The organism is Salinicola avicenniae (assembly GCF_023736115.1).
Taxonomy (GTDB): Bacteria; Pseudomonadota; Gammaproteobacteria; order Pseudomonadales; family Halomonadaceae; genus Salinicola; species Salinicola avicenniae.
The window spans coordinates 205452-228461 of the sequence record NZ_JAKQZC010000001.1; the positions used below are offsets into that span (position 1 = coordinate 205452).

Genomic DNA, 23010 nt, shown 5'->3' on the forward strand with positions numbered 1-23010 from the left:
TAACCCCTAACCCTTTGCAATACTCGACTGAAACTGGAGACAACCATGGAAGCACAAGTTCTGGGCATGACCGCGATCGCCGTTTCTCTGCTGATCGGCCTCGGCGCACTGGGTACCGCCATCGGCTTCGGTATCCTCGGTGGTAAATTCCTGGAAGGCGCCGCGCGTCAGCCGGAAATGATCCCGCAGCTGCAGGTCAAGATGTTCATCGTCGCGGGTCTGCTCGATGCCGTGACCATGATCGGCGTCGGTATCGCCCTGTTCTTCACCTTCGCCAACCCGTTTGTCGGTTAACGTCGCCGCTAGCGGCCATCATGGCCACCGGTGACACTAACCCCAAACCCGTGACGCGAGAGGTGCTGGCGTGAATCTGAACCTTACACTGATTGGTCAGGCCATTGCCTTTGCGGTCTTCGTCTGGTTCTGCATGAAGTATGTATGGCCGCCGGTCATGCAGGCGCTGCAGGAACGACAGAAGAAGATCGCCGACGGTCTGGATGCAGCCAGCCGTGCTACCCGAGATCTCGAACTGGCCCAGGAAAAGGCCGACGAGACGCTCAAGGAGAGCAAGGAGCAGGCGCAACAGATCCTCGAACAGGCCAACAAGCGGGCCAGTCAGATCGTCGAAGAGGCCCGCGAGACCGCGCGGGCCGAAGGCGAGCGCATCATCGAAGGCGCTCGCAGCGAAATTGATCAGGAGATCAATCGCGCGAAGGAAGAGCTGCGTGCCCAGGTATCGCTGCTGGCCGTGGCCGGCGCCGAGCGAATCCTGGAGTCCTCCATCGACGAAGCCAAGCATCGTGAGCTTGTCGACAAGCTCGCTGCCGAGCTCTAAGGAGGCGCACCATGGCTGAATCGTCTACCGTCGCTCGACCCTACGCCAAGGCGGCGTTCGAGTTCGCGCGCGATCACAAGGCGCTCCAAGCGTGGTCTCAGAGCCTGTCACTGGCCGCTGCGGCGGCCGGTGACGCCGATGTTTCCGAACGCATTCTCGGCAACCCGCGGCTTACCGCCGACGACAAGATCCGGCTGCTGCTGGAAGTCTGTGGCGAAGGCGCCTTCGACGAGCAGGTGGGCAACTTCCTGCGTCTCGTCGGTGAAAAGGGACGTCTGGCCGCGCTGCCGGACATCTTCGAGGAGTTCGAGGTGCTGCGCGCCCAGGAAGAGAAGCGGGTCGATGTCACCATCGTCTCGGCTTTCGAACTGGACGATGCCCAGCAGAACGTCCTTGCCGAAGCTCTGAAGAAGCGTCTGAATCGTGAAATCTCCATTACCACTCAGGTGGACCGCGAGCTGCTAGGCGGCGTGATCCTGCGTACCGGCGATACCGTCATCGACGGTTCCGTGCGCGGTCGATTGCAGCGTCTGCGCGAAGCGCTCACCGCCTGAGTTCGAGGGACATGGCATGCAGCAACTGAATCCTTCCGAGATCAGCGACATCATCAAACAGCGTATCGAAAAGCTGGATGTCGCCTCCGAAGCCCGTAATCAGGGCACCGTCGTCAGCGTGGCTGACGGCATCGTACGCATCCACGGCCTGGCCGACGCGATGCTGGGCGAGATGATCGAATTCCCCGGCGGCGTCTTCGGCATGGCGCTCAACCTCGAGCGTGACAGTGTCGGCGCCGTGGTCCTGGGCGACTATCTGAGCCTCGAAGAGGGCATGACCGCGCAGTGCACCGGTCGTATCCTCGAAGTGCCGGTGGGCCGCGAGCTGGTTGGCCGCGTGGTCGACGCGCTGGGTAACCCGATCGATGGCAAGGGCGACATCGACGCCAAGATGACCGACGCCATCGAAAAGGTGGCGCCCGGCGTCATCACGCGTCAGTCGGTCGACGAGCCGGTGCAGACCGGTCTCAAGTCGATCGATGCGATGGTCCCGATCGGCCGCGGCCAGCGCGAGCTGATCATCGGCGACCGCCAGATCGGTAAGTCCGCCGTGGCGATCGACGCGATCATCAACCAGAAAGGTACGGGTATCACCTGTATCTATGTCGCGATCGGCCAGAAGCAGTCGACCATCGCCAACGTGGTGCGCAAGCTCGAAGAGCACGGCGCCATGGACCACACCATCGTGGTCGCCGCCGGCGCTGCCGACCCGGCCGCCATGCAGTACCTGGCACCGTACGCCGGTTGCACCATGGGCGAGTACTTCCGCGACCGTGGCGAAGATGCGCTGATCGTCTACGACGACCTCTCCAAGCAGGCCGTCGCCTATCGTCAGATCTCGCTGCTGCTGCGTCGTCCGCCGGGTCGCGAAGCCTATCCGGGTGACGTCTTCTACCTCCACTCCCGCCTGCTCGAGCGCGCCGCGCGCGTCAATGCCGAGTACGTCGAGAAGTTCACCGACGGTGAAGTGAAGGGCAAGACCGGCTCGCTGACCGCACTGCCGATCATCGAGACCCAGGGCGGTGACGTCTCGGCGTTCGTTCCGACCAACGTGATCTCGATCACCGACGGTCAGATCTTCCTCGAGACCGGCCTGTTCAACTCCGGTATCCGCCCGGCCATCAACGCTGGCCTGTCGGTATCGCGTGTGGGTGGTTCGGCGCAGACCAAGATCATCAAGAAGCTGGGCGGCGGTGTGCGTCTGGCGCTGGCACAGTATCGCGAGCTGGCGGCGTTCTCGCAGTTTGCTTCCGATCTCGACGAAGCGACCCGCAAGCAGCTCGAGCACGGTCAGCGCGTCACCGAGCTGATGAAGCAGAAGCAGTACTCGCCGATGTCGGTTGCCGAGATGGGGGTGACACTGTACGCCGCCAACGAAGGCTTCCTGGACGATGTCGCTGTCGACAAGGTGCTGGATTTCGAGCGTGCCCTTCAGGACTACATGAAGGCCGAGCACGCCGACCTGCTCGACAAGATCAACCAGAGCGGCGGCTACGACGACGAGATCCAGAAAGGTCTCAAGTCGGGTCTCGAGTCGTTCAAGTCCACTCAGACCTGGTAAGCGGCGCGGCTCGCCTTTTCCCACGGGAGAGGCGGGCCGCCCTGCCCGGCTGAGCGGCATGAATCAGGTGATCCGCGATGGCAGCTGCAAAAGAGATCAAATCCCAGATCGGGAGCATCAAGAACACGCAGAAAATCACCAGCGCCATGGAAATGGTCGCTGCGTCGAAGATGCGTCGGGCTCAGGATCGCATGGCGGCCAGCCAGCCCTATGCCAGCCTGATCCGCCGGGTGGTCGGCCACGTCGCCAAGGCCAACCCGGAATACCGTCACGACTACATGGTCGAACGCGAGGTCAAGCGCGTCGGCTATATCGTCGTTTCCAGTGACCGCGGGCTCGCCGGCGGCTTGAACGTCAACCTGTTCAAGGCTGTCGTCAGGCACGCTCGCGAGTGGGACCAGCAGGGCGTCGGCGCCGACTTTGCGGCGATCGGCAGCAAGGCTGCGGGCTTCTTCAAGAAGCAGGGCGGCAACCTGCTGGCCGCGAAGAGCGGCCTCGGCGAAGCGCCGGAAGCCCAGGATCTGGTCGGTAGCGTCAAGGTGATGCTCGATGCTTTCGATGAAGGCAATCTCGATCGGCTCTATGTGGTGTACAACGAATTCGTCAACACCATGAGCCAGAAGCCCGTCGTGCGTCAGTTGTTGCCGCTGGAAGCGGTCGACGATGACGCCGAGGGAGAGGAACAAGTCCGTCCCGACAACTGGGACTACCTGTATGAGCCGGATGCCAAGACCCTGCTCGATCACCTGCTGGTTCGCTACGTCGAATCCCAGGTGTATCAGGCCGTGGTCGAAAACGCGGCCTGCGAACAGGCTGCGCGCATGATCGCGATGAAGAACGCGACCGATAACGCCGGCAATCTGATTGACGATCTCCAACTGGTGTACAACAAGGCGCGTCAGGCGGCCATCACCCAGGAGATTTCGGAAATCGTCGGTGGCGCCGCGGCGGTATGACGACGACGTCGCCTGCGTGGCGGCGGTCTCGAGTACGGCTTGGCCCTACAGGTTTCATTTGCAGGTTTACGAGGAACCACTATGAGCGGACGTATCGTACAAATCATCGGCGCGGTGATTGACGTAGAGTTTCCGCGGGACAATGTCCCCAAGGTCTACGACGCGCTGACGGTCTCGGGCAAAGAGGCCATTCTCGAAGTGCAACAGCAGCTCGGCGACGGCGTGGTGCGCGCCATCGTCATGGGCTCCAGCGAAGGTCTCCAGCGCGGTATCGAGGTGGAGAACACTGGTGCGCCGATCTCCGTGCCGGTCGGCACCGAGACACTGGGCCGTATCATGAACGTGCTCGGTCAGCCGATCGATGAGGCAGGCGAGATCGGCGGCGACGCCGAGCGCATGCCGATCCACCGCCCGGCACCGACCTACGCCGAGCAGGCTGCCTCCAGCGAACTGCTCGAGACCGGCATCAAGGTGATCGATCTGGTCTGTCCCTTCGCCAAGGGCGGCAAGGTCGGCCTGTTCGGCGGCGCCGGTGTCGGCAAGACCGTCAACATGATGGAGCTGATCCGCAACATCGCCACCGAGCATAGCGGTTACTCCGTGTTTGCCGGTGTCGGTGAGCGTACGCGTGAAGGTAACGACTTCTATCACGAGATGCAGGAGTCGAACGTTCTCGACAAGGTCGCCCTGGTCTACGGCCAGATGAACGAGCCGCCGGGCAACCGTCTGCGTGTGGCACTGACCGGTCTGACCATCGCCGAGAAATTCCGCGATGAAGGCCGCGACGTACTGCTGTTCGTCGACAACATCTACCGCTACACGCTGGCCGGTACCGAAGTGTCCGCCCTGCTCGGCCGCATGCCGTCCGCCGTGGGCTACCAGCCGACGCTGGCGGAAGAGATGGGCGCTCTGCAGGAGCGTATCACCTCGACCAAGACCGGTTCGATCACTTCCGTGCAGGCCGTCTACGTGCCCGCGGACGACCTGACCGACCCGTCGCCGGCGACCACCTTCGCGCACCTTGATTCCACCGTGACGCTGTCGCGTTCGATCGCCGAACTGGGTATCTACCCGGCCGTCGATCCGCTCGACTCCACCTCGCGCCAGCTCGACCCGCTGGTCGTCGGCGAAGAGCACTACAACATCGCTCGCGGTGTTCAGGGCGTGCTGCAGCGCTACAAGGAACTCAAGGACATCATCGCCATCCTCGGGATGGACGAGCTGTCCGACGAGGACAAGCTGGCGGTCTCCCGCGCGCGTAAGATCCAGCGCTTCCTGTCGCAGCCGTTCTTCGTCGCCGAGGTCTTCACCGGGGCGCCCGGCAAGTACGTCTCTCTCAAGGAGACGATCCGTGGCTTCCAGGGCATCCTCAACGGTGACTACGACGACATGCCGGAGCAGGCGTTCTACATGGTCGGCACCATCGACGAAGCGGTCGAGAAAGCCAAGAGCATGAAGTAAGCCCGCCCGGTTGCCGGGGGCGAACGCCCCCGGGATCTGGCTCAAGAGGATATCGCTATGGCCACATTTCAGTGCGACATCGTCAGCGCCGAGAAGGAGATCTTCTCGGGCGACGTCCAGCAGCTCATCGCTGCCGGCGTTGCTGGCGATCTGGGTATCCTGCGCGGTCACGCCCCGCTCCTGACCGAGCTCAAGCCCGGCCCGGTGCGCGTGATCCAGGAGAGCGGTGAAGAAGAGCTCTACTACGTGACCGGCGGCTTCCTCGAAGTGCAGCCGGACGTGGTCTCGGTGTTGGCGGATACCGCCACCCGGGCCAGCGATCTGGACGAGGCGGAAGCCGAGCAGGCGCGCCAGCATGCGCTGCAGTCGCTCAACGACAAGCAGTCGGAGCTCGACTACACCCGTGCAGCGGCCGAGCTGGCCGAAGCCACCGCGCAGCTGCGCACGCTGCAGCAGCTGCGTCGCAGCGGCCGCCGCGGCTGAGCCGACGCTCGCGCGACCCGCAGTACCTCAAGGGCGACTCTTCGGAGTCGCCCTTGTCGTTTGCATCGGAACGATATCGGCAACGTCGCCGAGCGGTGCTTTCCGTTGTCCCTGCGCACGCTAGAATGTCTCCCAATCGGACCTTGTCCGACCCGATCACGCCCAACTCGATGATCCCCCATTCGTTGACTGAAAGGATGCCCCGATGACTCTCGACGTCGTGATTCTGGCCGCCGGCCAGGGAACCCGCATGCGTTCGCGCACGCCCAAGGTGCTCCATCCGCTGGCCGGTCGGGCACTGGTGCGGCATGTTGTCGATACTGCCGCCGGTCTGGATGAGGCCAGCGTGCACGTCGTCGTCGGCCACGGCGCCGGGGCGGTGCGGACGTCTCTGGCCGAGTGTCCGGTCGACTTCTGCGAGCAGACCGAGCAGAAGGGAACCGGCCATGCGGTGGCCCAGGCGCTGCCAAGCGTCGGCGAGGGCAAGGTGCTGGTGCTCTACGGTGACGTGCCGCTGATCCAGGCGAAAACGCTGGAGGGACTGCTGGCAGGCGTGGACGAGCAGCATATGGCGCTGCTCACCGTGACGCTTGACGATCCCGCCGGCTACGGGCGCATCGTGCGCAGCGACAAGGGCGCCGTCACCGCGATCGTCGAGCACAAGGATGCCGATGCCGGCCAGCGCGCGATCCGTGAATGCAACACCGGCATCATGGCGATGACCGCATCCCAGCTGCGCCGCTGGCTGCCCGAGCTCTCCGCCGAGAACGCCCAGGGCGAGTACTACCTGACCGATGTCATCGCCATGGCCGCCGCCGACGGTGTCGAGGTTCTGGCGGCACAGCCGACTTCGCCGGTCGAAGTCGAAGGGGTCAACGATCGGCGTCAGCTCGCGGCGCTGGAGCGCGCCTACCAGCGTCGTCAGGCCGAGCATCTGATGAGTGCCGGCGTGACGCTCGCCGATCCGGCGCGTTTCGACCTGCGCGGCGAGGTCACTGTGGGGCGGGATATCCAGATCGACGTCAACGTCATCCTCGAAGGCCATGTCACCCTCGAGGATGACGTCGTCATCGGCCCGAATTGCGTGATCCGGGACAGCGTTCTCAGGCGTGGCGCGGTGGTGAAGGCGAACAGCCATCTCGAGGGTGCGGAGATGGGCGAGGAGAGCGACTGCGGGCCGTTCGCGCGGCTGCGACCCGGTACCCGGCTAGGTCAGAAAGCGCATGTCGGCAACTTCGTCGAGACCAAAAACGCGACGCTCGGCGAGGGCGTCAAGGCGGGGCATCTCAGCTATCTGGGAGACGCCGAGATCGGCCGCGATACCAACGTCGGCGCCGGCACCATCACCTGCAACTACGATGGTGCCAACAAGCATCGCACGCGAATCGGCGAAAACGTCTTCGTCGGCTCCAACAGCGCATTGGTCGCCCCGGTCACCGTCGGTAACGGCGCGACGATTGCCGCCGGTTCCACCATCACGCGCGAGGTCGCCGACGACGAGCTGGCCATTGCACGCAGTCGCCAGGTCACCAAGCCCGGCTGGCAGCGTCCGGTGAAAACCCCGAAAGGCTGAGGCATGGTCTCCTGGCTGCCGGCGATGACCACCATCGACTACCAGTAGCCGAGCAGCTTCCACCAGCCGAGACCCACCACGGTGAAGACTGCCAGCTCCATCAGGCACATCACGAAGCCGACGCCCCACCAGCGACCCAGGGTGACGTAGCCGCTGCCGTAGATGATCGGCGAGGTGCCGGTGGCATAGTGCGTCAGTGTCATCATGATCGCCGAGCCGGCCGTCATGATCAGCAGGAACGGCACGCTGTAGGCGGCCGGCACCAGATTGACGCCGACGCTGAGGAACGCCAGCATCATGGCGCTGATGTGCGCCGTGGTGCTGGCGAACAGGTAGTGGGAGAAGACGAAGATCAGCACCAGCGTGGCCGCCGCCCATGGCCAGCCGATGCCGCTGGCGACGATCGCCTCGCGCAGCCCCTCGGCGAACCACGCGATCACGCCCAGCGCGTTGAGCTGCCCGGCCAGCATCACCAGCGCGCCGAACCAGACCAGCGTATCCCAGGCGCTCTTCTCGGCCAGCACATCGTTCCAGTCGAGCGTCCCCGTGACCAACAGCACGAAGAGCCCGAGCGCGGCCACGGTGGTCGGATTGAAGCTGAGGTAGCGCAGGACCTCGGTATCGAGCGAGAACAGTCCACCCAGCAGCAGCGCCGGCAGATCGGCCCACAGCACCAGCAGCAGCGCGAAGGTGGCCATCATCACCCATTCGCTCGGGTGAAGGCTGCCCATGCGCGTGAGCTCGCCGCGGGCGAAATCGACCGCGTCCGGCGTGCGGCGAAGGGTCGGCGGCGCCAGCCAGTAGATCACCAGCGGCATCAGCAGCATGCAGATCAGCCCCGGCAGCAGCATGCACAGTGCCCATACGCTCCAGGAAAGATGGAAAGTCTGATTCGACGCCCGCGCGACATAGTCGACCACCAGCGGGTTGGGCGCCGTGGCGGTGAGGAACATCGCCGAGGTGATCGGATTGGCGTGATAGTTGACCAGCGCCAGGTAGGTGCCGACCTTGCCTTGAGTGCCCTTTTCCGGATCCGAGTCGAAGGCGCCGGCGATCGACTTCATGATCGGATGGACGATGCCGCCGCCGCGGGCGGTATTGCTCGGCGTGAACGGGGCCAGGATCAGCTCGCTGATCGCCAGGCCATAACCGATGCCCAGCGTGCGTCGACCGAGCAGGGCAATGAAGCCGAAGCCGAGGCGGGCGCCGAGGCCGGTCTTCTTCAAGCCGCGTGAAATCAGGATCGAGATGACGATCAGCCAGATCAGCGGGCTCGAGAAACTGCTCAGCGCGTCGGCGATGGCCCCCGAGGCGGAATCCGCCGTGACCTGCGACAGCGAGACGATGACGATCGCCATCAGTGCCATCACGCCGATCGGCATCACCTTGAGGATGATCGCGACGATGGTGGTCAGGAAGATCGCCACCAACGCCCAGGATTTCGGCGTCAGCCCCTCGGGGTGCGGGATCAGCAGCAGGCCGACGAGAACCAGCGTTGCCATGATGGCGGGGGCGAGACGAAAGGGAACCACATGCTTGAAGTACTGCCAGGCGCGTACCAGAGAGGCCATGAGACGATCCCGAGGCAAGAAGGCATCGATCGGCCGCCGCGGATCGAGATCGCTTGGCGGTCGCTTTCGACACCAGCTTACGCCGCTGCGATGCGTCTGGCAGTGTGCCGGCTCGCGCCACGTTGTCGCAGCAGGGACCGCGTCACGTGAGCCGTCAGGGGGTGAGGCCCGAGGAGCATGCTCGACTGGCATCCTCCGGCCGGTAGTGGCCGGCCTAGCTCAGGGCAGGGTGCGTGGCGCGCGCGAGAGACAGTCCTGGTAGCGTGCATCGACGCGTTGGGCGAACCACGCCGTGGTCAGGTTGCGCGTGATCTTGGGGCTGTCGAGCTGGATACCGGGCAGATGCGCGTAGGGGGTTGGCTGGCCTTCCTGCTGCATCGCAAGCGAATAGACCGCTTCATAGAGAGCGGTCCGTTCGAATGCCAGGGACTTCTCCTGTTCCAGTGCCTCGCGAATGTCGTCATCGTCCATGCCGAGACGGGCTTTCAATGTGCGCACAGCGAGTTCGGTCTGCCCCGCCCGGCGTGAGCCGGGGATGGTCAGGTCACCATCGAGCGCCAGCGGGATGCCCGAGAGCTGGCTGACGGCGGCCTGGAACGCGGCATTGCGGCTCGCATACCATCCCGCATTGAAGTCGGCGAAGCGGTAGATCATGTCATCGTAGTGGGCCGGATACCCGAGCAGATGCGCGATGCCGAAATAGAGACCGCCACGCCGCGTGAAGACCTCGTGGCGGATCGATCCGTCGATCGGATAGGGGTAATTGTCGGCGTGCGCTTCGGCGAAATCGACGCTGACCTGCATTGGTCCGCCGGTATGCACCGGGTTGAGACTGCCGAAGAGCTGGCGGCCCAGCGGCGCCATCGAGATGAAGTCCTCGAAGATCTCGCTCATCTCGCGCTCGGTGGTGACCTGATCGAGCCGTTCGTTATAGGTCTCGCCGGTGGGCGATTCGAGATTGAGTCCCGCGTTGACCAGAAAACCGGGGAGATGCAGCGCGTCGGCGCGGCGCTCGATCTCCTGACGCGCGATGGCCGATAGATTAGGCACCACGGGGTCGCCGCTATAGGTCGACTCCTGCTCGGTCACCGCTAGCGTGGCGCAGAGATTCTCGCGCGTGGCCGGCAGGTTCTGCGCCGCGAAGGCGGCGGTGATATCGGTGGCCCAACCGTCGCGATCCTCGGCGTTGGCGGGGATCAGCGAGACCAGCGCCTCCTTGACCGTGGCCGGACGCTGCTCGAAGCCGGGCTGGGGCGCCTGCGTGCTGCAGCCGGCGAGCACCATGGCCAATGCGATCACCGGCCAACGCCACGCTCTCAGCGTCGAAACCTCTTGCATATGCTTGGTCTCCTTCATCCACTGCATGCACTGCGCCTTTTTCACGAGCTCAAATGCTCGGCCAGGCGCTGCATCATCGCATCGCAGCGTTCGAGCTGTTCGATGGCGATGAACTCGTCCGGCTTGTGGCCCTGATCCATGCATCCCGGCCCGCAGACGACGGTGGGAATGCCAGCTTCGTGAAACAGCCCGCCTTCGGTGCCATAGGCGACCGTACCGAAGTCGTCGCGCTCGGCCAGGGTAGCGATCAGCTGGGCGACGTCGCTCGACGCCGCCGTGGTCAGGCCCGGATAGGACTGCAGCGGTTCGAAAACGATATCGGTATCGGGAACGACGGCGCGCATCGTCGGAATCAGCTCACGCTCGGCGTAGTCGCGCATTTCGCGTTCCACCTCGCTGGCGTCGAAGCCGGGCAGCGAGCGCACCTCCCAGTTGAAGCGGCAGTCCGCCGGTACGATGTTCAGCGCCTGGCCGCCTTCGATCACGCCGGTCTGCACCGTGGAAAAGGGCGGATAGAAGCGCTCGTCGTGGTGGGCGGGATCGGCCAGGCGCGTGCCGATTTCGGTCAGCTTGGTAATCAGCCTCGCCGCGTTCTCGATCGCGTTGACGCCCTCGGGGGCATAGGCCGAATGGCAGGGCGCGCCCTTGACGTGGCAGCGCACCCCCAGCTTGCCCTTATGGCCGAGCACCGGCTTCAGCTCGGTGGGTTCTCCGATAATGCAGGCGATCGGCTGGTGCGCCTTGTCCTTGAGCATCGAGAGAATCGAGCGCACGCCGAGGCAGCCGACCTCTTCGTCGTAGGAGAACGCCAGGTGGATCGGGGTCTTCAGGTCCGTGGCCAGGAACTGCGGCACCGCCGCCAGCACGCAGGCGATATAGCCCTTCATGTCCGCGGTGCCGCGACCGTAGAGCTTGCCGTCCCGCTCGGTCATCTCGAACGGTGGCAGTGTCCATGGTTGACCGTCTACCGGTACCACGTCGGTATGACCGGAGAGCACGACGCCGCCGCGATCGGTCGGGCCGAGGGTCGCCCACAGGTTGGCTTTGCTGGCGTCCTCGTTATGGATCAGCTCGCTCTCCACGCCATGGTCGGCGAGGTAATCTCTGATGAACTCGATCAGGGCGAGGTTGGAGTCGCGGCTGACGGTGGCAAAGCGGATCAGCTTGCCGAGAATCTCCTGGCTGGTCATGCAAGGTCTCTTCGATTGTGGTTGTTCAGGGGCAACCATGATGCCCAGCTCGCGCGACAGAGGCCACCATCCCGCTCAACCTTCTTGGCCAATCGCCCAGCGCGACTTGCCGTCCTTGCTGGACCATCGCTGACGAAAGGTTGACGACGGCGTACCAATCGGTTTTGATTCGAATCCATTACCTTTCGGTTCGAAACTAAAACGAAACTTAATTCTCCATGCCGAAACGCGATACGGCCCAGCGCCGTCACGCCATCCTGGCGTACATCAACGACCATGGCGAGACGCCGGTGGAGCGGCTTGCGAGCCGGTTCGCCATCTCCGAAGTGACCGTGCGCAAGGACCTCTCGACGCTCGAGCGTAGTGGTCTGCTGTTGCGCCGCTATGGCGGGGCGGCGCCACTGCCACAGGAGATGCTCGGTGAGCCGGCGCAGGCGCTGTCGCCGTTCAAGCGCGCCATTGCGCGGGCCGCGCGAGCCCGCATTCGCGAGCACAACCGCATCATTGTCGACAGTGGTACCACCACGGCGGCCCTGATCGGCGAGCTTGGCGGTCTGCGCGGCCTGGTGGTGATGACCAACTCGCTGACCGTGGCCGGCGCCCTACGCGAGCTGGAACCGGAACCGGCGCTGCTGATGACCGGTGGTACCTGGGACCCGCATTCGGAGTCATTCCAGGGACAGGTGGCCGAACAGGTGCTACGTGCCTATGACTTCGATCAGCTTTTCGTCGGGGCCGACGGCATCGATCTCGCACGCGGCACCACGACTTACAACGAACTGTTCGGGCTGACACGGGTCATGGCGGATGTCGCCCGCGAGGTCGTGGTCATGGTGGAAGCCGATAAGATCGGCCGCCGCATCCCCAATCTGGAACTGCCGTGGGCGCGCATCGACACCCTGGTGACCGATGCGCGCCTCGACGACGCGGCGGCCGCCGCCATCGAATGCCAGGGCGTGACCCTGATCGTGGCGCCCGCCGCCGAGGCCTGAACGCTTTTTCTCGAGGAGATCGAACATGTGTGGAATCGTCGCCGCGCTCGCCGCGCGCAACGTGCAGGGCATCCTGCTGGAGGGCCTGAGGCGGCTCGAGTATCGCGGTTACGACAGCGCCGGGGTCGCGGTCCTGAACGCTGCCGGGCAGCTCGAACGCCAGCGTGCGGTGGGCAAGGTCGCCGCGCTCGAAGCGGCGCTCGGCCAGCACGGCCTGCCGGGGCACGTCGGCATCGCTCATACTCGCTGGGCGACTCACGGCAAGCCTTCCGAGGCGAATGCACATCCGCATAGGGGCGGCCACGCGCTGGCGATCGTCCACAACGGCATCATCGAGAACTTCGAGCCGCTCAAACGCGAGCTGGAAGCGGATGGCGTGATCTTCGAATCGGAAACCGATACCGAGGTCGTCGCGCATCTGCTCGATCGGGCCTTCCTCGAACAGGGGGACCTGCTGACCGCCGTCCAGGCGACGCTTGCACAGATCGATGGCGCCTACGCGCTGGCGGTGATGCACGCCGGTGCGCCGCGCGAGATCGTCGGCGCGCGCAAGGGCAGCCCGCTGGTGGTCGGCGTCGGGATCGACGAAAGCTTTATCGCTTCCGATGCGCTGGCGCTCCTGCAGGTCACCGACCGCTTTATCTATCTGGAGGAGGGCGACGTGGTACGCCTTTCCGATGCGCGGGGCATCGAGGTGTTCGACGCTGACGGCCAGTCGGCCACGCGTGAGGTGCACACCTATGTCCATGGCGACGGCGCGGCCAGTCGCGGCGACTACCGCCACTTCATGCTCAAGGAGATCTTTGAACAGCCGGCGGTGATTGCCGCCACGCTGGAGGGCCGGCTGGGTGCCGGTCGCGTGCTGGAGGCGAGCTTCGGCGCCGAGGCGAAGGCGCGCTTCGCCAAGGTTAAGCAGATCCATATCGTCGCCTGTGGTACCAGCTATCACGCCGGCCTGGTGGCGCGCTACTGGCTCGAGAAGCTCGCCGGCCTGCCGACGCAGGTCGAGGTCGCCTCCGAGTATCGCTATCGCGACGTGGTGGTGCCGCCAGACACGCTCTTCGTCACACTCTCCCAGTCCGGCGAGACCGCCGATACGCTGGCCGCGCTGCGCTATGCCAAGACGTTGAACTATCTCGGTGCGCTGGCGATCTGCAATGTGCCGGGCAGCTCCTTGACCCGCGAGTCCGATCTGTCGCTGATGACCCAGGCCGGACCGGAGATCGGCGTTGCCTCGACCAAGGCCTTCACGACGCAGCTGGTCGCGCTGCTGTTGCTGACGCTGTCGCTGCGTCCCGAGCGCGGCGACGATCGCGAAGCTGCGCTGGTCCAGGCATTGCGCGGATTGCCTGCCGTGCTCGAGCGGGCGCTGGAGATGGATGCCCCGATCGCGGCGCTCTCCGAGGCCTTCGCCGAGAAGCATCACGCGCTCTTTCTGGGGCGGGGCACTCAGTTCCCGATCGCGCTGGAAGGCGCGCTCAAGCTGAAGGAAATCTCCTACATCCACGCTGAAGCCTATCCGGCCGGCGAGCTCAAGCACGGGCCGCTGGCGCTGGTCGACGCCGACATGCCGGTGGTCGCCGTGGCGCCCAACGACGAGCTGCTGGAGAAGCTCAAGTCCAACCTGCAGGAGGTTCGCGCGCGCGGCGGTGAGCTGTTCGTCTTTGCCGACGCGGGTGTGGCACTCCAGGCTGCCGACAATCTGCGTGTGCTTCATGTACCCCCCATCGATGAGATCCTCGCGCCGATTCTCTACACCCTGCCGCTGCAGCTGCTCTCCTATCACGTCGCCGTGCTCAAGGGCACAGATGTCGACCAGCCGCGCAATCTGGCCAAGAGCGTGACGGTCGAATAAAGCGTAACGGTCGAAGTAAGGCGCTTATGGGCGCCTAAGGAGAGTCGGTGACAATGAACAGGAGAACGTCGAATGACGAAACGACTCGCGCTACTGACACTGCTGATGCTCGGCATGACTTCCGGCATGGTCGAGGCCGACACGCGTGCGCTCTCGCAGCCGCCAAGCGGTGAACCGGCCGACTGCGAGGGGTGGGGCGACTACGGCGAGACCATTATCGGCAAGCTCTGGGAACGCGTCTCTCCCGCCGCGATCAATGCCGAGCTGCCGACGGCGACCGCCGAGGAGAGTGATAACGCCAGAGCGCAGGTGGTCATCGCCAGAGGCGTACTGAGAGATGCCAAGCAGATGATGCGCTATCGCCAGAACTACGACATTGCCAAGGCCGATGTCATGACGTCTTTCGGACGGCAGATACGTCGGAAGTGCGAGGAGGCCCAGGAGTAACCTGGCCTCATAACTCGGGCGAAGTCGCCCAGGTGGCGCCGGTCAGCTCGCAGGAGACCTGCCATAGCCGGTCTTCCACGGCTGGATCGCGCGCTGCCGGGCTGCGGTAGGCCCGCGTCGGTTGTCCCCGGGTTTCCCCCCAGCCGTCGGGGCCGTAGTAGTCGCCGCCTCGGACGTCGTTGGCGAGTGCCGCGTAGAGCGTGGGGCGGGCACCGTCGTCGGCGGACTGGCTCAGTAGCGGCATCACTAGTTTGAAGAGTCGCCCGGCAAGCGGACGGCTGCGGACGCCGACATCGAACAGCGCCGTGCGTGATAGCCCGGGGTGGGCGGCCGCGCTCAACAGGCCCCAGCCACCGCCATCGCTGCGCTTTTGTAGCGCCTGGGCGAACAGCAGCATGGCAAGCTTGGACTGCCGATAGGCGCGCCACGGATCGTAACGACGCGCGCCGGCGAGATCCTCGAAATCGATACGGCCGCTGCGGTGAGCCAGACTCGAGAGCTGAACCACCCGTGCCGGCTTCCCTTGCCGGCTCTCCTCGAACAGCAGCGGCAGCAGGCGGCTGGTGAGCAGGAAGTGACCGAGATAGTTCACCCCGAGCTGGCGTTCGAAGCCGTCCTCGGTCCGTTCGCGCGTCGGCAGGGCCATGAGACCGGCGTTGTTGATCAGGCACGCCAGGCGCGGCTCGTTCGCCGTCAGCCGCCGAGTGAAGGCGCGCACCGAGGCCAGGCTGTCGAGATCGAGCGGTTCGAAGCGCACGTCGGCGTCGGGCCGGTGGCGGCGTAGCGTGTCGCAGGCGATGCGCCCCTTGTCGGGCCGGCGCCCGGCGATGACCACCCGATAGCCCTGTTCGGCCAGCCCACGGGCGGTTGCCAGGCCGAGACCGGCGGTTGCACCGGTGACCACGGCCAGCGGGGGTGTCGTTTCTGACATCGAACTCGCTCCGTCGACGGTCTATGTTGAGACAGGCATATCAATCGGAGTCGGGAATGGCAAACGCATCGAGAAGTCTGATCGGGCGCAGCTGGTGGATCCTGATGGCGCTCGGCATCATCGCCGTGATCTTCGGTTTGATCGCGATCTTCCAGCCGCTGTCGGCCATCGCGGCGTTGACCTGGATCATGGGCATCATGGCGCTGGCGGAGGGCATTACCACGCTGTTTGGCGCAGCCACGGCCTACCGTGGCGCGGGCAAGGGCTGGCTGATCTTCTACGGCGCCTTCTCGGTGCTGTTCGGCCTGGTCGCGATCTTCGACCCGCTGTCCATGGCCAGCGCCCTGCTGGTGCTGGTGGGTATCTGGTTGGTAATCGCGGGCATCTATCGCCTGCTGCTGGGGCTCAAGATTCGCCGCAGCGCCCCCGGCGAGGGTTGGACGGTACTCAGCGGGGTGCTGGCGCTACTGCTGGGGATCCTGCTGGTGGTCAGTCCGCTCAGTGGCCTGGTGGTGACGGCGCTGTGGATCGGCGTCGTGGCGCTGCTCTACGGTATTGTCCAGATACTCGCCGCGTTGCGGGTCAAGCAGGCGTTCGCCTGAGCCTAGCGATTCGGCATCAGCACCCACATCTCGCCGCGCTGCTTCATCCGGCTGGCCGCTTCGCCGGCCGCGTCGCCGTGACCCCAGTAGAAGTCGGCGCGCACCGCGCCCTTGACCGCGCTGCCAGTGTCCTGGGCAACCATCAGCCGCTGCAGTGGCTGCTCGGAGAGCGGCCGGGTCGTCGACAGAAAGACCGGGGCGCCGAGCGGGATCTCGCTGGGGTCTACCGCAATGCTGCGTTCGGAGGTCAACGGCACACCGAGCGCACCGACTGGCCCGCTGGTGTCGTCGAGCGCCTCCTCTCCCTTCAGCTCGCGGAAGAACACCACGCGTGGATTGACGTCGAGCATCGCATCGACCTGCGAGGGATGACGCCGGGCCCAGTCGCGTACGCCGGGTAGTGTGGCCTCGGCGGGCGTGATCTCGCCGCGCTCGATCAGGCGGCCGGCGAACGACTGAAACGGCTGATTGTTGGTGCCGGCGTAGGCCACCCGCATGGTGCTGCCGTCGGTCAGTTCGACGCGACCGGAGCCCTGAATCTGCAGGTAGGCGGCTTCCACGGGGTCGTCGACCCAGACCAGTTCGGTGCCGTCGAGATCGCCGCTGGCACGCAGCTCTCGGCGCGTCGGGCCGACATGGGTGTGTCGCTTCCAGTAGCGCGGGTAGCGGTAGAGCGGTGTCTGGTAGGGACCGCCGCGCACCCGCGAACCGCGCAGGACCGGCTCGTAGTAGCCGGTGATCAGGCCGCTGGCACTGCCATCGCTGTTGGTCACGCGGTATGGGGTGAAGCGCGTCTCGAAGAAGGCCTGGATCGCCTCGGCGTTGAGCGGATCGACGGAGGCGGCATCCTCGCACACCGCGCGCCACTGGGGCTTGCGCGCGAGTCGCGTACAGCTCTCGCGGAAGGCGCTCCAGGCCGCCATCGGCTGGTCCCGGTTCCAGCCCGGCAGATTGTGCCAGTCGGCGACACGGTCGCGCTGCTCGACGCGCGCCTCGGCATCGCCACCCCGTGCGGTGGGGGCCGGCGTGACCGGGCCTCCGGCACAGCCGGCGATCATGAGCGCGAGCAGCAGGACAGCCAGCAGGGGCAGGCGGCGAGAAAAACGGGGATACGCGGGAATCCGCCCGGCGTCGAGCATGCGGTGTCGATCCTTGAAACGTGCAGATGAGGTACGAGACGTCGTGAGTCGGCGACGACCAACGAGCGCGGCGGCGCCGACACGAACAGCAGCGAGCATAGCGTCAGCATTCGGTGGCGTCGAGCAGCGGCTCGCCCCTGCCGTTGCGGCAGCAGGGCGATTACACTATGCCCTTTGCTTTCGTGGCAGGACCGTTTCATGACCCACGTCATCTCCATTCAGAGCCATGTCGCCTACGGCTATGTCGGCAACCGTGCAGCCGTCTTTCCGCTGCAGCGGCTGGGACTGGAAGTCACCGCCATCAATACCGTCCAGTTCTCCAACCACACCGGCTACGGCGCGTTTACCGGCGAGGTGTTCACGCCCGACCATCTGCGTCAGGTGCTGGACGGCGTCGAGGCGCTGACCGGGCTCGGCGGCGTCGATGCCCTGCTTTCCGGCTACATGGGCGACGAGGGCATCGGCCGTGCGGTGCTCGACAGCGTCGATCGGGTCAAGCGAGCCAACCCGGCGGCGCTCTACTGCTGCGATCCGGTCATGGGCGATATCGGGCGCGGCTTCTTCGTGCGCGAGGGCATCCCCGAATGGATGCGCGACCACGCCATCGGACGTGCCGATATCGTCACGCCGAACCAGTTCGAACTCGGTTTTCTTGCCGGGCGCGACATTCAGACGCTGGAGGACGCGCTCGAGGCCGCCGCCGAACTGCGTCGGCGCGGACCGAAGGTCGTGCTGGTCACCTCGCTGGAGGTGAGGGGGGACGACGGCGAACAGATCGGCATGCTGGTCGATTCGGCCGCCGGCAGCTGGCGCATTCGCACGCCGAAGGTGGCTTTCGACATTCCGCCCAACGGCGCCGGCGATTTTACCGCGGCGATGTTTCTTGCTCACAGCCTGCGGGCCGGGCTTGCCGAGGAAGGCCCGGCGCGCGCGCTCGAGCAGACCGCGGCCGCCGTGCAGATGCTGTTCGACCACACGCGCCAGGCCGGCACGCGCGAGCTGGCGATGATTCGCGCGCAGCACGATATCGTTTCTCCGACGGTGGCTCTGCACGCCGAAAGGCTGCGTTGATGGCCGCTCGGCGAAACGGTTTCCTCGCCTGCGGTCGGGCGTTAGCGTGAGCCCGACCGCATGTTGAATGCGCAGCCAGCGCCACCGCTTTACCTGGGTATGGCGATGTGGGCCAATCCCGACTGGCGCGGTAGTCTGTTGCCGGCGCACGGCGATGTCGAGCTCGCCGACTATGCCGGCGTGTTCAATGCGGTAGAGGGCAATACCACCTTCTACAGCGGGATTCCCAAGGCGGAAACGGTGGCGGCGTGGGCCGAACAGGCGCCTGATACCTTCCGTTTCTGCTTCAAACTCCCCGGGCAGTTGACCCACGCCAAACGCCTGCGAGACATCGACGACGAGTTCACGCGTTTTATTCAGCGTCTTTCGCCGCTCGGCGACCGGCTGGGGCCGCTGATGGTGCAGCTACCGCGCGATTTCGGCCAGGCCGAACTGCCTGCGCTCGAACAGCTGCTGACACAATGGCCCAGCGATATCCCCTGCGGTGTCGAGGTCAGGCACGGTGATTTTTTCCACAAGGGGACGGCCGAACAGCGATTCAACCGCTTGTTGATAAGTCAAGACGCCAATCGGATTATGCTCGACGTGCGTGCGCTCTTTGCCACACCCGCAGGGGTTGACAATCGTCTCGCCAAGGCTCAAGAAGAAAAACCGAAAGTCCCACTACACGTGCTCTCCACGGCGGTCAACCCGGTGATTCGTTTTATCGGGCACTTCGATGATGCGGTCAACGACGCTCGTTTTACCCCGTGGATAGAACGCCTCGTCCTGTGGATAAAACAGGGGAAAACCCCTTTTCTCTTTGTGCATACGCCGGACAATCGCCTGGCGCCGGAGTTGGCTCGCCGGTGCTATGCACGCCTGGCCGAGCGCATCGCGCTACCCCCGCTGGCGGCGTTTGCCGGCGAACATCAGGTATCGCTGTTTTAGTCGCTCGCCCCACGCCTGATCAGTCAGTCGAAAATGCAACGTTATCGCGATGCTTTGGTGAATCCAGTGGGGCGTCGATATTGTGTGATGAGCTGTTCTGGTGGTGTTTTCACGACTCAAGGTGGGATTTTCCAAGTGAAAGGAGGGATGAAAGGTCCATGAGTCGGTATAATCCGCGCCGACAAAAGGAGCCCGCCTGCAACCGTATGGGGATGACCACGGCTCCCGACAACAGCATTATTCGATGGTGAATTCATGGCCAAGCAATCCCACAACCATGCGCAGTGGTCCTCGCGCACGGCGTTCGTACTGGCCGCGACCGGCTCGGCGGTCGGTCTCGGCAATATCTGGAAATTTCCCTACATGGTGGGCGAGAGTGGCGGCGCGGTCTTCGTGGTCGTCTATCTGGCCTGCATCGCGCTGATCGGCTTGCCGATCCTGGTCTCGGAGTGGCTGCTGGGGCGGCGTGGCCAGTCCAACCCGATCAATACCATGGAGACGCTGAGCCGGGAGTCGGGCAGATCGCCGAATTGGGTGCTGGTCGGTATTGCCGGCGTGCTGGGCGCGTTTCTGATCCTGTCGTTCTATAGCGTCGTCGGCGGCTGGTCGCTCAACTATACCTGGAGCACGCTGACCGGCGATCTCGGTCGCTCCAGCGGCGTGGCGGTCGGTGACTATTTCGAGGCCTTGCTGAAGCAGCCGTGGACGCTCTTTATCTGGCATACCCTGTTCATGCTGCTGACCTTTGGCATTGTCGCCGGCGGCGTGAAAGGCGGCCTGGAGCGGGCGGCGAAATGGCTGATGCCGCTGCTGATCGTGGCGCTGGTGGGGCTGATCGGCTTCGGTACCACCACCACGGGCTTCGACGAAGCCGCCGCGTTCATGTTCTCGCCGGACTGGAGCAAGTTGAACGGTGGCGTCGTGCTGGCCGCGTTGGGTCATGCCTTTTTCACCCTGTCGCTGGGCATGGGCATCATGATGGCCTACGGCTCCTATCTCGGACAGGACGTGGATCTGATCAAGACGGCGCGTACCGTGGTGATCCTGGACACGCTGATCGCCCTGGCCGCGGGCATGGCGATCTTCCCGGTCGTGTTCGCCAACGGTCAGGACGCCGGCTCCGGCCCGGGGCTGATCTTCAGCACGCTGCCGACGGCGTTCATGGAGATGCCGGCGGGCACGATCTTCGGCACGATCTTCTTCGCGCTGTTGACCATCGCCGCGTTGACCTCGGCGATCTCGCTGCTGGAACCGGTCACCGAGTTCCTCGAAGAGCGCACATCATTGCCGCGTATCGGCGCGGCTCTCGTCGCCGCGCTGGCGACCTGGGCGCTGGGTATCGCCGCGTTGTTGTCGTTCAATCTCTGGTCCGGCTTCACGCCGTTCGGGTTAAGTATCTTTAACCTGCTCGATGCACTGACGGCGAAGTTCATGCTGCCGCTGACAGGCCTGGCAGCCATCGTCTTCACGGCGTGGTTCCTGGACAGCGACGGCGTGAAGCAGGAGCTGGGGCTGGGATCGACGGGACGCGTGGTGTGGCACTACGTCTCGCGCTACGTGGCGCCGATCGGGGTCGTGGTGGTCTTCTTCACCAGCCTGTGATTCGCGCGTGATGTGGACACTCCCGCTCGGCGGATTGCCGGCGGCGTGTTGACGGCCGCCCCTATGGAAGGGGCGGCCGTTCTGCATGTTGGGGGCCGGTCAGTCTTGCCGGGGTGATGTGGCGGCTAGCGTACCTGCCTCGGGCAACGCGCTATTCGGGCAGTTCGGCGATATCCTCCGCCAGACGGCGCTTCTCCTCGCGCTGTTCGATACCGCGACGGGCCTTGAGATAGCGAACGGCGGCCTTGCGCTTGCGCTGCTCGTGCTCGTCGACCTCCATGTTCATGAAAATGTCGAGAATTTCGCTCTTCAGAGTGTGAAGATTTTCAATGTCCTTCATTGATCGAATCTCCTGTCATCCTCGGATTCGTCGGCTTGTCACCCGACATGCATACTATAACCAATATGACAAGAGTATGACCCACGACTTTTTTCAGGTTTTCAACGCGCCCGGCCAACGTGTTCTCACCGGCATGACTCGGGCATACTGACGGACCAACCTCTCCACCGGGATCACCCCCCATGGCTTCACGTGAATCGTTTCCCCCAGCCTCGTGCCCACGTGAACTGCCTCCAGGCCATGGGCTGTCACGCGAGGTCCAGCCATGAGCCGTTCGCTGTTCGACGAGCTGCGCGTACGCATGGATCGACTGCGGCGCTCGGAGCAGAAGGTCGCTCGCTTCGTGCTGCGCAACCCGGAGGAGGTGATTCTGATGCGGATCACCGACCTGGCCAGCGAGGCACAGGTCAGCGAGCCCACGGTGGTACGCTTCTGCCGGGCCATGGGCATGGCTGGTTTTCAGGAGTTCAAGCTCAAACTGGCGCAGATGATGGCCAAGGGCAGCCAGTACGCGCAGTTCACCATGAACGATGGCGACAGCGTGGCCGAGTTCTCTCACGGTATCTTCGACAGCACCATCGAGACGCTCGAGCAGGTGCGCGATCACCTCGACAACGAGGCGCTGGGCAAGGCAATTGCCGCCCTGGCGGTCGCCAATCGGGTGGAGTTCTACGGCTACGGCGCGTCGGGTATCGTCGCCGCCGATGCCCAGCACAAGTTCTTTCGGCTGCAGATTCAGACTTCCGCGCACTCCGACCCGCACATGCAGGCGATGTCCGCGGCCACGCTCAAGGCGGGCGACGTCGTGGTGGCGATCTCCCAGACCGGCCGTACCCGGGCTCTGGTCGCGAGCGCCAAGACGGCGGTCAAGGCCGGTGCCACGGTGATCGGGCTCTGTCCCAGTGAGTCGCCGCTATCGCGCGAGGTGACGCTGACCCTGCCGGTGGACGTGCAGGAGGACACCGAGATCTACATTCCCATGACCTCGCGCATCGCCCACCTGCTGACCATCGATGTGCTCGCGGTCGGCGTGGCCAAGAATCGAGGGCCGCAGATCAGCGACCAGTTGAAGGCGATCAAGCGCAGCCTAGGCGCGCTGCGCGTGCCCAACTCGCCTTCCTGAAGCGCTGCGCTGGCTCAATGCTTGCGGTCGTCCGCGGAAGTGTGGGCGACGCAGAGGTCGCGATAGCTGAGCCCGTGCTGGCCGCGCAGGATGGAACGCGTAATGTGGTTCTTGTTCTCCATGGTGTCAGTCTCGCCGTAGTGTTCGATGGCCTTCAGCACCAGCGCCCGCCGGGGATCTTCCTCTTCGACATCCCAGAATTGATCTGACTCGAGATCGTAGACGCGTATCAAGATCCTCATCCTTATCGGGCTATTTAACTCAGACTAAATCATGCGGTTTGCCGTTAGCAAAAACCTATCGGAAAACAGTGCATACAATTTTGAAACCTCTTGTAACAATGGGTCGGTCTTTATTCACCGCGTTACCGAGGTTTTTCGACGGTCATGTCGATACTCGCCGTGTCGGCGACATTCTTTGATTCGACACCGCCGACCCGGTTGCCGTTCGACGGTC

23 protein-coding genes are annotated in these 23010 nt (G+C 64.4%); 16 read left to right on the forward strand and 7 right to left on the reverse strand.

The window, feature by feature from the left end:
- Positions 1–45 precede the first annotated feature (45 nt).
- From atpE to glmU, 8 genes are all read left to right on the forward strand, one after another.
- On the forward strand, positions 46–294 hold the full coding sequence (atpE, locus tag MC381_RS00905) for a F0F1 ATP synthase subunit C (protein WP_011508579.1): 249 nt from the start codon (positions 46–48) through the stop codon (positions 292–294).
- 70 nt (positions 295–364) lie between these two features.
- Positions 365–835, forward strand: coding sequence for a F0F1 ATP synthase subunit B (locus tag MC381_RS00910; protein WP_251975837.1), 471 nt, complete (start codon positions 365–367; stop codon positions 833–835).
- 11 nt (positions 836–846) lie between these two features.
- Positions 847–1389, forward strand: coding sequence for a F0F1 ATP synthase subunit delta (locus MC381_RS00915; RefSeq protein WP_251975838.1), 543 nt, complete (start codon positions 847–849; stop codon positions 1387–1389).
- 16 nt (positions 1390–1405) lie between these two features.
- A complete protein-coding gene (atpA, locus tag MC381_RS00920; RefSeq protein ID WP_251975839.1) occupies positions 1406–2950 on the forward strand; it encodes a F0F1 ATP synthase subunit alpha in 1545 nt (514 codons plus the stop codon).
- A 77-nt stretch (positions 2951–3027) separates the two neighbouring features.
- Positions 3028–3906, forward strand: coding sequence for a F0F1 ATP synthase subunit gamma (gene atpG / locus MC381_RS00925; protein WP_251975840.1), 879 nt, complete (start codon positions 3028–3030; stop codon positions 3904–3906).
- Between the two features lie 81 nt (positions 3907–3987).
- Positions 3988–5367: a F0F1 ATP synthase subunit beta gene (atpD, locus tag MC381_RS00930; RefSeq protein WP_251975841.1), complete on the forward strand. Its 1380-nt coding sequence runs from the start codon at positions 3988–3990 to the stop codon at positions 5365–5367.
- Between the two features lie 57 nt (positions 5368–5424).
- Positions 5425–5850, forward strand: a complete 426-nt coding sequence (locus tag MC381_RS00935; protein ID WP_251975842.1) for a F0F1 ATP synthase subunit epsilon — start codon at positions 5425–5427, stop codon at positions 5848–5850.
- Between the two features lie 205 nt (positions 5851–6055).
- A complete protein-coding gene (gene glmU / locus MC381_RS00940) occupies positions 6056–7423 on the forward strand; it encodes a bifunctional UDP-N-acetylglucosamine diphosphorylase/glucosamine-1-phosphate N-acetyltransferase GlmU (RefSeq protein ID WP_251975843.1) in 1368 nt (455 codons plus the stop codon).
- Between the two features lie 38 nt (positions 7424–7461).
- Here the strand turns inward: glmU and MC381_RS00945 are convergent, their stop codons facing one another.
- From MC381_RS00945 to argE, 3 genes are all read right to left on the reverse strand, one after another.
- Positions 7462–8994 carry a DASS family sodium-coupled anion symporter gene (locus tag MC381_RS00945; RefSeq protein ID WP_251975844.1) on the reverse strand — a complete coding sequence of 511 codons (1533 nt, stop codon included), beginning with the start codon at positions 8992–8994 and terminating at the stop codon, positions 7462–7464.
- Positions 8995–9213: 219 nt separating this feature from the next.
- On the reverse strand, positions 9214–10332 hold the full coding sequence (locus MC381_RS00950; RefSeq protein WP_251975845.1) for a DUF1615 domain-containing protein: 1119 nt from the start codon (positions 10330–10332) through the stop codon (positions 9214–9216).
- 41 nt (positions 10333–10373) lie between these two features.
- Positions 10374–11522 carry an acetylornithine deacetylase gene (gene argE / locus MC381_RS00955; RefSeq protein ID WP_251975846.1) on the reverse strand — a complete coding sequence of 383 codons (1149 nt, stop codon included), beginning with the start codon at positions 11520–11522 and terminating at the stop codon, positions 10374–10376.
- Positions 11523–11740: 218 nt separating this feature from the next.
- On the opposite strand from argE, the gene MC381_RS00960 reads away from it, so the two are divergent.
- The 3 genes from MC381_RS00960 to MC381_RS00970 all read left to right on the forward strand — a co-directional run bounded on the left by MC381_RS00960 (position 11741) and on the right by MC381_RS00970 (position 14816).
- Entirely contained in the window at positions 11741–12514 is a 774-nt protein-coding gene (locus tag MC381_RS00960) for a DeoR/GlpR family DNA-binding transcription regulator (protein ID WP_251975847.1), read from the forward strand.
- A gap of 25 nt (positions 12515–12539) precedes the next feature.
- Positions 12540–14369: a glutamine--fructose-6-phosphate transaminase (isomerizing) gene (gene glmS, locus MC381_RS00965; protein WP_251975848.1), complete on the forward strand. Its 1830-nt coding sequence runs from the start codon at positions 12540–12542 to the stop codon at positions 14367–14369.
- 72 nt (positions 14370–14441) lie between these two features.
- A complete protein-coding gene (locus MC381_RS00970) occupies positions 14442–14816 on the forward strand; it encodes a hypothetical protein (RefSeq protein ID WP_251975849.1) in 375 nt (124 codons plus the stop codon).
- 7 nt (positions 14817–14823) lie between these two features.
- On the opposite strand, the gene MC381_RS00975 is transcribed toward MC381_RS00970, so the two are convergent.
- Positions 14824–15747, reverse strand: a complete 924-nt coding sequence (locus MC381_RS00975; protein ID WP_251975850.1) for an oxidoreductase — start codon at positions 15745–15747, stop codon at positions 14824–14826.
- 56 nt (positions 15748–15803) lie between these two features.
- On the opposite strand from MC381_RS00975, the gene MC381_RS00980 reads away from it, so the two are divergent.
- Entirely contained in the window at positions 15804–16349 is a 546-nt protein-coding gene (locus MC381_RS00980; RefSeq protein WP_251975851.1) for an HdeD family acid-resistance protein, read from the forward strand.
- A 2-nt stretch (positions 16350–16351) separates the two neighbouring features.
- Here the strand turns inward: MC381_RS00980 and mltA are convergent, their stop codons facing one another.
- A complete protein-coding gene (mltA, locus tag MC381_RS00985; protein ID WP_251975852.1) occupies positions 16352–17488 on the reverse strand; it encodes a murein transglycosylase A in 1137 nt (378 codons plus the stop codon).
- Positions 17489–17686: 198 nt separating this feature from the next.
- Here mltA and pdxY point away from each other — a divergent pair, with 198 nt between their 5' ends.
- The 3 genes from pdxY to MC381_RS01000 all read left to right on the forward strand — a co-directional run bounded on the left by pdxY (position 17687) and on the right by MC381_RS01000 (position 21091).
- Positions 17687–18559 (forward strand): pyridoxal kinase PdxY, encoded by an 873-nt coding sequence (gene pdxY, locus MC381_RS00990; RefSeq protein WP_251975853.1) that lies wholly within the window; start codon positions 17687–17689, stop codon positions 18557–18559.
- Between the two features lie 60 nt (positions 18560–18619).
- Entirely contained in the window at positions 18620–19489 is an 870-nt protein-coding gene (locus MC381_RS00995) for a DUF72 domain-containing protein (protein WP_251975854.1), read from the forward strand.
- A gap of 255 nt (positions 19490–19744) precedes the next feature.
- Positions 19745–21091 (forward strand): sodium-dependent transporter, encoded by a 1347-nt coding sequence (locus MC381_RS01000; RefSeq protein ID WP_251975855.1) that lies wholly within the window; start codon positions 19745–19747, stop codon positions 21089–21091.
- Between the two features lie 151 nt (positions 21092–21242).
- Here MC381_RS01000 and MC381_RS01005 read toward each other — a convergent pair whose 3' ends face one another.
- Positions 21243–21431, reverse strand: coding sequence for a PA3496 family putative envelope integrity protein (locus tag MC381_RS01005; protein ID WP_251975856.1), 189 nt, complete (start codon positions 21429–21431; stop codon positions 21243–21245).
- A gap of 265 nt (positions 21432–21696) precedes the next feature.
- On the opposite strand from MC381_RS01005, the gene hexR reads away from it, so the two are divergent.
- The gene (gene hexR, locus MC381_RS01010; protein WP_251975857.1) at positions 21697–22554 is read left to right on the forward strand and encodes a transcriptional regulator HexR; all 858 of its coding nucleotides are present in this window, start codon (positions 21697–21699) and stop codon (positions 22552–22554) included.
- A 14-nt stretch (positions 22555–22568) separates the two neighbouring features.
- Here the strand turns inward: hexR and MC381_RS01015 are convergent, their stop codons facing one another.
- Complete coding sequence (locus MC381_RS01015) at positions 22569–22787, reverse strand: hypothetical protein (RefSeq protein WP_251975858.1); 219 nt, start codon at positions 22785–22787, stop codon at positions 22569–22571.
- Between the last annotated feature and the right edge of the window lie 223 nt (positions 22788–23010).

Bases quoted from the DNA above. Each gene is read 5' to 3' on its own strand.
- atpE (WP_011508579.1), top strand. From the start codon at position 46: ATGGAAGCACAAGTTCTGGGCATGACCGCGATCGCCGTTTCTCTGCTG.
- MC381_RS00915 (WP_251975838.1), top strand. From the start codon at position 847: ATGGCTGAATCGTCTACCGTCGCTCGACCCTACGCCAAGGCGGCGTTC.
- atpA (WP_251975839.1), top strand. From the start codon at position 1,406: ATGCAGCAACTGAATCCTTCCGAGATCAGCGACATCATCAAACAGCGT.
- atpG (WP_251975840.1), top strand. From the start codon at position 3,028: ATGGCAGCTGCAAAAGAGATCAAATCCCAGATCGGGAGCATCAAGAAC.
- atpD (WP_251975841.1), top strand. From the start codon at position 3,988: ATGAGCGGACGTATCGTACAAATCATCGGCGCGGTGATTGACGTAGAG.
- MC381_RS00935 (WP_251975842.1), top strand. From the start codon at position 5,425: ATGGCCACATTTCAGTGCGACATCGTCAGCGCCGAGAAGGAGATCTTC.
- glmU (WP_251975843.1), top strand. From the start codon at position 6,056: ATGACTCTCGACGTCGTGATTCTGGCCGCCGGCCAGGGAACCCGCATG.
- MC381_RS00945 (WP_251975844.1), bottom strand. From the start codon at position 8,994: ATGGCCTCTCTGGTACGCGCCTGGCAGTACTTCAAGCATGTGGTTCCC.
- MC381_RS00950 (WP_251975845.1), bottom strand. From the start codon at position 10,332: ATGCAAGAGGTTTCGACGCTGAGAGCGTGGCGTTGGCCGGTGATCGCA.
- argE (WP_251975846.1), bottom strand. From the start codon at position 11,522: ATGACCAGCCAGGAGATTCTCGGCAAGCTGATCCGCTTTGCCACCGTC.
- MC381_RS00960 (WP_251975847.1), top strand. From the start codon at position 11,741: ATGCCGAAACGCGATACGGCCCAGCGCCGTCACGCCATCCTGGCGTAC.
- glmS (WP_251975848.1), top strand. From the start codon at position 12,540: ATGTGTGGAATCGTCGCCGCGCTCGCCGCGCGCAACGTGCAGGGCATC.
- MC381_RS00970 (WP_251975849.1), top strand. From the start codon at position 14,442: ATGACGAAACGACTCGCGCTACTGACACTGCTGATGCTCGGCATGACT.
- MC381_RS00975 (WP_251975850.1), bottom strand. From the start codon at position 15,747: ATGTCAGAAACGACACCCCCGCTGGCCGTGGTCACCGGTGCAACCGCC.
- MC381_RS00980 (WP_251975851.1), top strand. From the start codon at position 15,804: ATGGCAAACGCATCGAGAAGTCTGATCGGGCGCAGCTGGTGGATCCTG.
- mltA (WP_251975852.1), bottom strand. From the start codon at position 17,488: ATGCTCGACGCCGGGCGGATTCCCGCGTATCCCCGTTTTTCTCGCCGC.
- pdxY (WP_251975853.1), top strand. From the start codon at position 17,687: ATGACCCACGTCATCTCCATTCAGAGCCATGTCGCCTACGGCTATGTC.
- MC381_RS00995 (WP_251975854.1), top strand. From the start codon at position 18,620: ATGTTGAATGCGCAGCCAGCGCCACCGCTTTACCTGGGTATGGCGATG.
- MC381_RS01000 (WP_251975855.1), top strand. From the start codon at position 19,745: ATGGCCAAGCAATCCCACAACCATGCGCAGTGGTCCTCGCGCACGGCG.
- MC381_RS01005 (WP_251975856.1), bottom strand. From the start codon at position 21,431: ATGAAGGACATTGAAAATCTTCACACTCTGAAGAGCGAAATTCTCGAC.
- hexR (WP_251975857.1), top strand. From the start codon at position 21,697: ATGAGCCGTTCGCTGTTCGACGAGCTGCGCGTACGCATGGATCGACTG.